This is a genomic window from Pseudoalteromonas distincta (genome assembly GCF_005877035.1).
Taxonomy (GTDB): Bacteria; Pseudomonadota; Gammaproteobacteria; order Enterobacterales; family Alteromonadaceae; genus Pseudoalteromonas; species Pseudoalteromonas distincta.
On record NZ_CP040559.1, the window covers coordinates 309,029 to 320,621 of the forward strand.

Genomic DNA, 11,593 nt, shown 5'->3' on the forward strand with positions numbered 1-11,593 from the left:
CACTGCATAAAGGATGGGTTGTTTATCTAGAGCAAAAGCCGCTGCCGTCGCCGGCTGAAGGCAATGTGCCATCAAGCTGCGCGGCCATATTTGCTACGCGGTACTGCATAAACGACGTTAAACCGTAAAACTGCCCCGTAGTAGAGGTTAGGTTTTGCTCAAAGTAATCTGAGCCGTAAAAACTAGTGGGGTCGTTTTGTACGTGCTCACGGATTAAGTCGGCTATTTCATTTACGCGGGCACTAAATGTGTCGCTTGAAAGTGAACCATTAATAAGTTGCGTTAAGTAACTGTGGTACACATCAAGGTTGCTTTGCTCGGCAAATACATTAGCGATTAACGGGCGCTCGCTTAATGCGCCGCTTACTGGCTCATCAATGTAGAGCTCTCTTACATCTACGCCATTACAATTCATGTTAAAGGTGCCAAATGACTCGTTAAAATCCCATGGCAAAATGCTAAATACGCCATCGTCATCGTAAATATAATAGTTATGAGCAAGCGTACCGTGGTAGCTATCTAAATTAGAAAGCGAAGTGCTAACCGACATATAACGTAAAAGTGTATCTACCTCTATGGCGCTTGTTTCGCCGTCATCGAGCGATTCTACAAAGTTAATAAATGCGCCGTTATCGGTGGTGTCTTCGTTAGTTTGTAAGTTTATGTCGGTGTAGCTTTGTATGTCGTCACCTAGCCACAGTAAATCGCTGCCTGTGCCATCAGGCTTGTATAAATCGCCGTTACTGTTGGCAAAGTGTTTTTCTACAAACTCACCATCTATGGCTTCTACCATTAAGTACAAACCAAATAGTTCGCCGTTTACATAAAAGTTAACGTAAGCATGCTCAGGCGTTGGTACGCCCATTTCATCCATTAGGTCGTAGGCAATTACTTCACGCATGTACGACGGGTCGTTAAACGAGTTTTGCAGTGTGAATTTTTTTAGCCCAAAAAACTTTTGGCCCGACACGTATTCGTTAATATCGACCTTAAAGCTGTATCGGTCACTGCTAGAGTTGGCAACACTGCTTAAGCTTGAGCCGCCTTTAGTGCGAATAGCCACACTATCGAGTGTTACTCCATTAAAGGTAATAGCTGTTTCGTGATATTCCTCATCAAGTGGGTTATCTAGAATGTCTTTCCAGTTTTCGTCGGTAATTGTAATAGAAAGCGTATTAACAGCTGTGGGTGTAAATGCGGTTGCAACGGTATTCTCACTACCTGGAGTAGGGGTTAAAAACGCATGAGTAAAGTCGGTGCTGTTGATTAGGCCGTAACTAAAGCCTGTGGCTACATCGCTTTCGTCCCAATCAATGTAGTCAATTACTTCATCGTTGAGTATTAAGCTTAACTCGTCTTCTTTACCTAGTTTAAAGGGGACGTAGTAAGTGCCTGGATCTTCATCGGTGGCATAAATAGTAATGTATTGGCCTGCGTATAAATCTATATCGGGTAGGGTTACTGGGTCTATGTCGTCGCTTTCATCAATAACTTGGTAGTTTGCTAAGTTAATAGTATTTTCGCTGTTATTGTATAGCTCAAACCAGTCGTTACCATCGTCTGTGGCGCTTGCCACCACTTCGTTAATAACGAGTGGTCCGTGAGTTGCTTTGCTATTTTGACTAAGCTCTGTTGGAGTTAATACCGCTGTTGCATCGCTGCCATCTGGGTAGCGGCCATAGCTGTAACCACTCAAGGCTTGGCCTTTTTTCCACGATAACTGCTCTATAATTACATTGTTACTGTAAAGGCTTACGGTATCGCTTGAGCCTAATTTAAACGCTACGCTTGGGAGGTCGCCTAAATCATCGGTGCTGGCGTAAATGCGATAAAACTCACCGGGCGCTAAAGTAATGTCGGGTAGGGCAAATTGCTCGTTATTGTCATCACTTAGTGTGTAGTCAGCTAAATAAACATCGCTACTGCTTGTTACATAAAGCTCTATCCAGTCCTCGGAGCCGCTGCTGTCTTTTGCTACTACTTCGTTTATACGCAGTGGGGCATCTTCAGCAATTAGCGTGGTAACAAGTGTTGAGGTGTCGGCTGTTTGGTTAGCTGCGCCCTGTGTTGGTGTTAATGTTTGCGCGGTGCCGGTGCCGTCGGTGTATAAACCGTAGCTAAAACCTTCAGCGGCTTCGCCTTCTTCCCAATCAAGTACAGACACCGCAGTGCCATTTTCATAAAGCGTAACAACGTCGTCGCTACCTAGTTTAAAGGTAACGTAATAACCGTTATCGGGCGGTGTGTCGGTTTCATCAATAGCTTGAATAACAATAAACTCTCCTTGCGAAAGCGCTACTGCGGGTAATGCTTGAGGCTCTCTGTCGGCGTTATCATCAACAAGTGAAAATACCGACAAATCGGCTATATCTTCAGTGGCATATAGCTCAATCCAATCGTAGGAGGTATCACTTGGGCTTGCGACAATTTCGTTTATAACTAAGCCAGTTGACGTGATTGTTGATGATGAATCAGTACTTTGCTCTGTGCTAGTGTCGGTAGTTTGCTCAGCACCGCCGCAGCCATACAATAATGTAGTAGAGGCAATAACTGAATAAAATATAAAAGGTTTTATATTCATGTAGGCACGCTTATTATTTTATTAAAGTGGATAAACTATAAGAATAAAAGGTGCAAACAATGTGTAAACATTCAGTAAATTACGTTTTTGTGATGGTTTTATGACAGGCTTTTAAGGACGCGTTAACTGCAAACCTAGCAATAGTAGAGTGCGTATATTTAAACGTAAAAAAGCAGATACCTAATTAGCATCTGCTTTTTAATTTTTAACGAAGAATATTTAATTAAGCTTGAGGTTTAATTAAGTACTTTTCGCCGGTAGCTTGTTTAGAATAAGCCGCGATTGACTGTAAATGTAATACCTCAGCTAATGACACTTCGTGCGTGTAGTTGCTTGCAAATGTAGTGGTGATTTCATCAGCAACGCGTTTGCGCATTTTCATTACTGTATCTGTGCCTAATTTACCTAAAGCATTAAATAACAAGAACCCGTTTACAGCCCAAGCAAAGCCAAAGTTACGGTTTAATGTAATAGGGCCGCGGTCTAGTGCGCCGTAAATGTACACTTGTTTAAATGTATCAGAGCCATAAATTGTGTGCTCTTTCATATCGCGCGCAGCTGCAACTTCCATACAGTTAAGAATGTCACTTGTTAGTTGGCCGCCACCAATAGGGTCGAACGCTATAGTTGCACCGGTTTCGATTATTGCAGCTGTTAGGTCAGCAAGAAAAGTGTCGCTGCTTGAGTTAACAATATATTTTGCACCCATATCGCGCAGTAATTTTTCTTGTTCTGGTTTGCGAACAATATTAATTAAATCAACGCCATCGGCAATACAAATACGGTTTAGCATTTGGCCAAGGTTAGAAGCCGCTGCGGCGTGAATAATAGCTTTATGGCCTTCAGCGCGCATGGTTTCTACCATTGCTAGTGCGGTAAGTGGGTTAACAAAAGATGATGCACCTTCTTTAGCAGTAGTCCCTTCTTTTAGCTCTAGGCAACTTTGTACATTGGCACATATAAATTGACGATACGTACCGCCGCCAATTACTGCAACGGTTTTACCCATTAATGCTTGTGCGGCTGGTGATGAGCCTGCTGCTACTACGGTGCCTGCGCCTTCATTACCTACGGGCGTTGCTTTTCCAACACGGGTTTTAAGTGATGGCATAAATTGAGCTGGAACATCGGCAGTAATTACTGGGTCTTCATCAGTACCCGATTGCTTTGCAGTAGACATATCAGCTGCGCTGAATAAAACGCCTAAGTCTGATGGGTTTAATGGTGCAGCTTCAATGCGAATAACCACTTCATCGGCATTCGGCTTTGGCATCTCGATGTTTTTTAAGGCAAGTGTAAGTTTATTGTCTTCGCTGATAGTTGAAGTAAGTTGGATATTTTTATCTGTCATAGGTGTCTCCTGCAAAGAATTAAATTTGTTAAGCCAATAGCATTATTGTATTGGCGATCTGTCTTAGTAATTAAAAATTAGAATAGATACTTTTATAGCTACGCGTTATTTGGCGTTTGCTGCTTGAATTTGCGCTTTCACTTTTTGCATAAATTCAGCCATATTTGATTGGCGATCGGCCTCTATGCTTTGGGCAATGGCTAATTGGCTCATTGATTCGTTCCACTCTTTCATGCCGGGTACTTGTGCAAGTACATCCCAATCAAGCTGGCTTGAGCCAAAGGCGCTAACAATGGTGTTTACGTAATAAACGTAAATGTCTGCCATTGTAAATTGCTCGCCTGCAATCCAAGGTGAAAACTTACACACGCTACTCAAAGCGGTTACACCACGCGTTAATACTTGGCGTACTTCGGCTTTAGTTGTGTCGGGTACTTCAGCGCCTGAAAATACATAAGGGATAAACCGTCTGCTTGGCAGTTCAAAATAAAGCTCTGCCATTTTCATAATTTGACGTACAACTGCGCGCTCACCTGCATCTGTAGGATATAGCGGGGTTTGTGGGTACGACTCTTCAATAAAGTCGCAAATAACACTCGACTCAGAAATATTAAGGCCATTAGCTGTTGTGATTGCAGGCACTTTGCCTGCAGGGCTGATTGCTAATAACTCTTCACTACCGCCGTAAACAAGGTGTTCTTTAAATGGCAGTTGTTTGTGTAAAAGTACATGTTTAACTAGGTTGTAATAGTTGCTAGCAGCAAAACCGTGCAAAGTAATCATAAGTCAGCTTTCCATCATTAACGTGAAGATACTCATTGCCAAAAAATGCAATTTAAGTCCCTGTCTTTAGGTTGAGTACATTATTACTTGTTTTAATTTGCTTATATATAGGGGAAAATGCGAATCACTTTTGTCTTTAAGACAATAAAGCATTTTATTTAATGGAGAGGCGACTTGGATCAACTAAAAGCCATACGGTATTTTATCAAAGTGGTTGAAACGGGCAGTTTTACCAAAGCCGCAAAAGCTTTTGATGTGCCGCCTTCGTCGTTGTCGCGGCGAGTTGCTGATTTAGAAAAAAGCCTAGGGGCGACGCTTTTAAAGCGTTCGACCCGCATAGTTAAATTGACCGAAGTTGGGCAAATTTACTATAACGATGTTCAGCAAATATTAAATCAGCTAGAGCAAAGCCACGAAACTGTACGCAGTTATCAAACAACACCCATGGGGCGATTATGTATAAGCTCAATGGTGAGTTTTGGTGACAAAATATTACTGCCTCTGCTTGATGAATTTAGCACGCTATACCCCGAAATTATATTAGATGTTAGCTTAAGTGATGAGCTGTCGACACTCGGGCGTGACGATGTTGATATTGCGATTCGCGGTGGTTATGCGCCAAATGAGCGCGTGCTAGCAATAAAACTAATGGATAACGGCTTTATTCCTGTTGCGTCACCCTGCTACCTACAAAAATACGGTGTGCCTACTAATGTTATGGAATTAAAGGGCCACAGTGGCCTTTATTTTAAAACGCCAGCGGGGCCAACACCTTGGTTATGTAAAGTGGATGAGCAATGGCACGACGTTTCTGGGCCTGCGGTCGCTATTTCAAATAACGGGTCGTGGCTAGCTAAAAAAGCGTGTAATGGCGAGGGTATTTTAATGTCAACTCGATGGGCGCTCGACTCATACCTTGAGTCTGGCCAGTTACAAGAGCTTAAGTTTGAGCATGAATTAGCGATAAGCCAAAATGCGACTATGGCGGTTTATTTGTTGTATCAAAAGCAACGTTATTTAGTACCAAAGGTAAAAGCGGCGGTCGACTTTTTAGTACAAAGAATAAAAGAAACAAATGGAAGTGTTAAGCGAATAGAATAGTGAATTGTCGGATGGCGTTGTGCTTATCCGACCTACACTTATCCGATTTATTAATGGGTTGTTTGTATGAATAATAGGTAAAAAAACGTCTCCTTAAGCTAAAGCTTTTAATGCTGCGTCCGATAAATTACTTAATAGGGTTTAGCGATTAAGGATAATCATGGTTAATAATGCACTTGGCAGCCACGCTAATTTAAGCACTTTACTTGCCCAATCAGTTAATAACGCTAACCAAACCTCTGTGAGTCCTTCACTACTAACCGGTAGCGACCTTCAAGCTATTAATGATTTACAAACTAACGAGTCAAAAATAACCGATGGGTTATTAAGCCAGTTAAATAATAAAACTCTTGATGAAGCACTAGCTAGTAATCAAAAGGTAGAGGACGTTTTAAAGCAGCAACTTACCTCGTTATTTACTATTTCAAGCACGCCCAGCATGCTTAACTATAAACTCTCCGATGAAGAACTCGCCCTGCGCACCGTAATAAGCTCTCAGCATGAGGGGTTATTAAAAAACGAAAATAGCACCCAATTAATTGAGCGATTAAATACGTCGGTTAAAAATATTCAGGGTGCTTATGCTAATTCCAGCGATATTTTATCGAGTTTAGGTCAGCTTGGGCATGAGCAAAAAACGTTTTTAGCCTCAAGCCAGCAACGTGTTGAGCGTTCACTTAATCCATACATGGAAAGCCTTAATCGCACAAAATACGAGGATGACGATAACTACCTGTTTGAGCTCTCGGTAAAAACTAAAGAAGGTGATGTTATAAACATTACCTTTAACTCATCGCAAGGTTATGACGAAAAAACAGGTGAAGCGATAGATGGCTTTGGCATAAGTTACGAAGTTAATGGTAATTTATCTGAGGCTGAACATGGCGCTTTAACGCAGGTTATGGCGGGTGTTGGCGAAATGGCCGATGAATTTTTTAAAGTGAGTGAAAATTCATTCAACCCTCTTATAGTGCCAAATCAAACAGACATGAGCTTAGATTTTTTAGCGGACTTTAATAGTGAACAGTTAGCCGGTTTTAATGTGTCGTTTTCAACAACGCAAAATGATGCGCTTGATACTGCCCAGAACACGCTTGATTTAAGTTACTCCATTGATGAAGCATCAAATCAGCAAGCCCTTGTGTTTACAGCCGCAGCTGGGCAAAACGACATTGATTTTGCACTCGATATGTCAACCATTGGCGCTAAAGACACGCAGCAAATGCAGCGGTATTTAGCGTCGCTCGATCAAAGCCTAGAAGATAGCCGAGTAAACAGCACCAAAGACGATAAAGAGTCGGCATTTGGGCGCAAAGGCGACGAGGCAATGCAACAAGGTTTTGCATTGTTTAAAGGCGCTTTTGCGAGTATGTCAGCGGCGGCTGAGCGTTATAGCAATTTGGGGTCACTTGCAGATCAGCACTTTAATGACGGGCGCGCCATGGTTGCCGATTTGGTTGATAACATGATTACAAACGATGCCCGTTACCAAGGGCTTAATAATAAGGCGCCAAATACATTAGGAGCGGGTATTTCTAAGCTCGCTGATTTTGATGCTACATTTTCTTATGCGCTTGATAACGGCGATTATCAGCCTAAAAGTACAATTGAGCTAAGCCAAGCGACAGAGCAAAGCCAATTAGGGGAGATTAGCGGTGTAACGCAAAGTAAAAATGTAAGTAGCCACTTTGATTATCAATACAGTCGCCCTGATTATTACGACAAAGAAGAGAGTTATAACGTAAACACCGCCGTTAAAAATAAAGAGCTTGTGGGGCTTAATCAGTCTCACGAGGTTGATGTTGATACAAAAATGTTTGAGTTTAATCCGCAAACTAATCAATACGAGCTACAAATGGCGATGCAAGAGCAAACCGTTAGTAAAAGCAACATTCGCTTAATTGACGATATTTGGCTTGAAGAAAACGAAAACAGCTACAACATGAATAAAAAAGAGCGTGTTGAGAGCGACGAAAAGCAAGACGAGTTTAAAAAAACAAGCAGCCACTCCCATAATAAACTAGTTACCCTGATTGGTGATTTAGACAAGCTAGCTGATAATAAAGACGTAAGGCGAGAATATTTAACTAACTTATCGCAAGTTAACTTTTTTATGGATAAAAAGTAACGGTTTTGAGTTGTTCACTCCACACTCAATATTGGGTATAGTCGTTAAATGCCTCATTTAATACTTAATTAAATACCCAATTAAAGAGTACCTTATGTTTAAACAATTAATTTTACTGTGCGCTTTAAGCATGCCGCTTGTAAGCTGCGCTGCTACAGCGCCATTTTCGGGCGAGATAAGTACGCAAGCACTGCTAAGCGACTACGACAAGTTTAACGAGCAATACAAAGCGTATACACCAACAGCACAAGACATTGCCCTAATGCAAAAGTTAGAAGGCAAAGAGCTTATTGTATTATTTGGAACGTGGTGCCACGACAGTGAGCGCGAAGTGCCAAAACTTATTAAGTTGCTAGATGAATCTAAAGTTACACTGGCCAGTATTGACTATGTGGCCGTAGGTTACAACAAGCAAGACGATGCAGGCATTGCACAGGCTCACGACTTACAATACACGCCAACGTTTATTGTTAAACAAAATGGCAAAGAGTTAGTGCGCGTAATTGAAAAGCCAACGGGTACGTTAGCGCAAGACTTAACTCAGGGTTTGTAAGGTCTATTCTTATGTTATGGCAATTCAATTAAAAGGATGTATAAAGGTTGGTTTTCTGTGATTTGTTGCTAATTATAGCCTGTCATTTAACGTCAATTAAGTAAGCGTTTTGTGAGCATCAACCCGCGATTTTATTTATAATTAATATGGATATTTATGAAGTGCGAAAAGTGTAAATCAGGAATTACCTCCCCAATTGTTAAAACGACAAATATTAACGGGACTCCAATCGCGTCATCATCTTGCCCAGTCTGCGGTGAAAATTTAGATGGTTCAAAAAGGTATTGGGTTTTATTAATTATTTTACTTATCGGCATTGGTGTAGCATCAAGGTATTTTTCTTAACTCAAGTTATATTACCTACACATGTGAATGAGCAAGACTTTGGTTTTGATTATTAGTCTTTTATTTTATCCGACTGATTTAGTCTTTTACTTTAAAGTTATGTGACCTATGAAATTAATGCGAACTGAAAAAGTTCAATTGTGGTTTATGATAAATGCCAACAAATTGTATGTAGCTGCCGCTGTTTTTGGTGCTATTTTTGTCTTGATTTGGGGGGATGCTTCTCAATGGAAATACGAGGAAGATAAAAATCACTTCAGCACCATTTTTTCATCCATTGATAGCCGAATTAGTTTTGTAAGGCATGGTTATTCAGGTACCAGTTTAAGAGTTGTTGTGAATTTTGATGCCGAAGGGCTCACTCTGGATGAAATCAAAAATATAACTCCAAAATATAAACATTTGATTCTTGAGCGCATTTGCAATGATTTAGAGAGTTTGAAAGTTTTAGAAGACGGCTACTATTTTGATGTGGATTTAAGGGATACCAGCTCTGAACACATGTTTAAAAATTATTTTAATTTAATAGTAAAGCATGAAAGGTGTATCACGTAACACAAGTGAGTTTTAACTTAGCTAATAGGCATTAGAAAGACTAAAGGGCTCAAATTTTGACTTCAAAGATTAAACTTTATGTAAATTTGCTACTGGTGCCTTACTACTTACAGATTGCGAGCATTATTCACTAAACAGGCTTTTTTCGAACGCTTGCGCAGCATGTGAAGACGGCCTGTCTTTATAATGCAATTGATACAGTGGCCGAGAGAGTTGCTCGTTATTTTTTTGGCTCAGGCGTGTTAATTTACCTAGCTGCACTAAATCCTCAGTAACTACATTTGGCAATAAAGCGACCCCCATACCTTGAGCGACAGCCCTTGCTATTGCCTCGTTGCTGCCCAATTGCATACTTTGCTCTGCTTGTACGCCATGTTGGGCTAATAACTTTACCGACATTTCTAAAGTGCCAGAGCCCGGTTCGCGCAGTAGCCAAAACTGCTCGTTTAACCATGCTTTTAAGTCTTTAGTGGGCTTAAAGTTACTCGGTATAACGATACTCATTAAATCGTTTTGCCAGTGCTTACTTATTATATGCGGCTCGGTAGGTGTGCCTTCAACCAGTGCTAAATCGATAGTGCATTCAAGTAAGGCAAGCTCAATTTGCGCGGTATTAGCAACTTGTACTTCTACTTTTATATGGGGGTATTGTGCGCAAAAATTGGCTAAATAGGGAGGTAGCCAATAGCTGGCAATGGTTGTACTGGTGCCTATAACGAGTGTGCCGCGCTTAAGCCCTGTGCGCGATTTAATATCTTCAATGGCTGCCTTTTCAATGGCAAAAATGCTACGTGCATGATCATACAAGGCTTGGCCGCCCTCGCTTAAGGTAAGTTTTTTGCCTTTAGATGCACGCTCTATAAGTTGAATATTTAATTGGTGCTCAAGCTCTTTTAGCGCTTTAGATACAGCCGGCTGGCTTATAAAAAGTGCCTCGGCTGCGCCTGAAAAACTACCAAGCTTTGCTACCGTATAAAACACCCTAAGTGCGTGCAAGTTCATTGTGCCTCTCAAATTACATAACTTTAAGTTATCGAATCATGATTTTAATGTATTGGAGTTATATTTTGCGCTTTCTTAAAATGAAGTCAACAGTTTAACGTTGTTCAATTGAGAGAATATTATGCTTAGCGCTATTAAAAATTTGGGTATTAATACTAAGCAATACGGCGATGCGCGCTGGTGGCTAGGTATGCTGCTGGTGGTTGTTTTGGCGGGGGCATCTGTTGCATTAAGTAAGTTACCCATAATGCAAAGTGCGCAATTTAGCTCTTTAACTATTGGTATAGTGCTTGGCATTATTGTGGGTAACAGTGTGTTTTCGCGCATTGCTACGCAAACCGATATAGGTGTTGATTACGCTAAAAGTATATTGCTTAAAGCGGGGGTTGTGTTGTTTGGGTTTAGAATTACCTTTGCGCAAGTAGCGGGCGTAGACTGGGAAGGCTTATTAACCGATGTTGTAATGCTGTTAGGCACATTTATTTTGGCAGTGCAGCTAGGTAATCGCGTATTTAAGCTTGATGAACAAACAACCATATTAATTGGCGCGGGTAGCTCTATTTGTGGTGCCGCAGCGGTTATGGCAACTGAGCCGGTTATAAAAGCGCAGGCGCATAAAGTATCGGTAGCGGTGGCAACGGTGGTAGTGTTTGGCACGTTAAGCATGTTCGCCTACCCAATTATGTTTGATTACATGGGATTGAGCGAGCACGCTTACGGTATTTTTGTAGGCTCAACTATTCATGAAGTAGCGCAAGTGGTTGCAGCGGGAACAGCAGTAAGCGCCAATGCTGCAGATACCGCCGTTATAGAAAAAATGCTAAGGGTGATGATGCTTGCGCCATTTTTAGTGGGCTTATCGTTTTGGCAAAGTAAAAAGCATGCTAAAACAAACAATAACGAGCATGGCGGCGAGCAAAAAGCAGGTATTACGATCCCTTGGTTTGCGGTGTTATTTATTGTGGCAAGTGGTGTACATTCGCTATCAGTTATTCCTCAAGTGGCTACAAGCGCAGTTGTTTGGTTTGATAATATATTACTCACCATTGCGATGGTGGCTTTAGGTTTACGCACACATGTTGGCGCTATTCGCCAAGCTGGTATAAAACCGCTGTTATTAGCAGGCTGCTTATTTTTGTTTTTAACCTTGGGTGGTTACGCTATTAATGTGGGTATTGCTGAGCTGTTTTAAAC

The 11,593-nt window shown here is 41.3% G+C and carries 9 protein-coding genes; 5 read left to right on the forward strand and 4 right to left on the reverse strand.

Translation table 11 applies throughout. The features are described 5' to 3' along the window. Nucleotides 1-22 precede the first annotated feature (22 nt). From FFU37_RS18100 to FFU37_RS18110, 3 genes are all read right to left on the reverse strand, one after another. Nucleotides 23-2,581 (reverse strand): CotH kinase family protein, encoded by a 2,559-nt coding sequence (locus tag FFU37_RS18100; protein WP_138490208.1) that lies wholly within the window; start codon nt 2,579-2,581, stop codon nt 23-25. A 223-nt stretch (nt 2,582-2,804) separates the two neighbouring features. Further along, the gene (locus FFU37_RS18105; RefSeq protein WP_007583457.1) at nt 2,805-3,932 is read right to left on the reverse strand and encodes a zinc-binding dehydrogenase; all 1,128 of its coding nucleotides are present in this window, start codon (nt 3,930-3,932) and stop codon (nt 2,805-2,807) included. Between the two features lie 105 nt (nt 3,933-4,037). Next, the gene (locus FFU37_RS18110; protein ID WP_138490209.1) at nt 4,038-4,715 is read right to left on the reverse strand and encodes a glutathione S-transferase family protein; all 678 of its coding nucleotides are present in this window, start codon (nt 4,713-4,715) and stop codon (nt 4,038-4,040) included. Nucleotides 4,716-4,889: 174 nt separating this feature from the next. On the opposite strand from FFU37_RS18110, the gene FFU37_RS18115 reads away from it, so the two are divergent. The 4 genes from FFU37_RS18115 to FFU37_RS18135 all read left to right on the forward strand — a co-directional run bounded on the left by FFU37_RS18115 (nt 4,890) and on the right by FFU37_RS18135 (nt 9,397). After that, nucleotides 4,890-5,816, forward strand: a complete 927-nt coding sequence (locus FFU37_RS18115) for a LysR family transcriptional regulator (RefSeq protein WP_138490210.1) — start codon at nt 4,890-4,892, stop codon at nt 5,814-5,816. Nucleotides 5,817-5,976: 160 nt separating this feature from the next. After that, on the forward strand, nt 5,977-7,944 hold the full coding sequence (locus tag FFU37_RS18120) for a hypothetical protein (protein WP_138490211.1): 1,968 nt from the start codon (nt 5,977-5,979) through the stop codon (nt 7,942-7,944). A gap of 94 nt (nt 7,945-8,038) precedes the next feature. Continuing rightward, nucleotides 8,039-8,497, forward strand: coding sequence for a thioredoxin family protein (locus FFU37_RS18125; RefSeq protein ID WP_138490212.1), 459 nt, complete (start codon nt 8,039-8,041; stop codon nt 8,495-8,497). Nucleotides 8,498-8,950: 453 nt separating this feature from the next. Next, nucleotides 8,951-9,397 carry a hypothetical protein gene (locus FFU37_RS18135; protein WP_138490214.1) on the forward strand — a complete coding sequence of 149 codons (447 nt, stop codon included), beginning with the start codon at nt 8,951-8,953 and terminating at the stop codon, nt 9,395-9,397. Nucleotides 9,398-9,520: 123 nt separating this feature from the next. Here the strand turns inward: FFU37_RS18135 and FFU37_RS18140 are convergent, their stop codons facing one another. Further along, a complete protein-coding gene (locus FFU37_RS18140; protein ID WP_138490215.1) occupies nt 9,521-10,399 on the reverse strand; it encodes a LysR family transcriptional regulator in 879 nt (292 codons plus the stop codon). Between the two features lie 121 nt (nt 10,400-10,520). Here FFU37_RS18140 and FFU37_RS18145 point away from each other — a divergent pair, with 121 nt between their 5' ends. After that, nucleotides 10,521-11,591, forward strand: coding sequence for a YeiH family protein (locus FFU37_RS18145; RefSeq protein ID WP_138490216.1), 1,071 nt, complete (start codon nt 10,521-10,523; stop codon nt 11,589-11,591). Nucleotides 11,592-11,593: the final 2 nt, after the last annotated feature.

Bases quoted from the DNA above. Each gene is read 5' to 3' on its own strand.
- FFU37_RS18120 (WP_138490211.1), top strand. From the start codon at position 5,977: ATGGTTAATAATGCACTTGGCAGCCACGCTAATTTAAGCACTTTACTT.
- FFU37_RS18145 (WP_138490216.1), top strand. From the start codon at position 10,521: ATGCTTAGCGCTATTAAAAATTTGGGTATTAATACTAAGCAATACGGC.
- FFU37_RS18105 (WP_007583457.1), bottom strand. From the start codon at position 3,932: ATGACAGATAAAAATATCCAACTTACTTCAACTATCAGCGAAGACAAT.
- FFU37_RS18125 (WP_138490212.1), top strand. From the start codon at position 8,039: ATGTTTAAACAATTAATTTTACTGTGCGCTTTAAGCATGCCGCTTGTA.
- FFU37_RS18135 (WP_138490214.1), top strand. From the start codon at position 8,951: ATGAAATTAATGCGAACTGAAAAAGTTCAATTGTGGTTTATGATAAAT.
- FFU37_RS18140 (WP_138490215.1), bottom strand. From the start codon at position 10,399: ATGAACTTGCACGCACTTAGGGTGTTTTATACGGTAGCAAAGCTTGGT.
- FFU37_RS18110 (WP_138490209.1), bottom strand. From the start codon at position 4,715: ATGATTACTTTGCACGGTTTTGCTGCTAGCAACTATTACAACCTAGTT.
- FFU37_RS18100 (WP_138490208.1), bottom strand. From the start codon at position 2,581: ATGAATATAAAACCTTTTATATTTTATTCAGTTATTGCCTCTACTACA.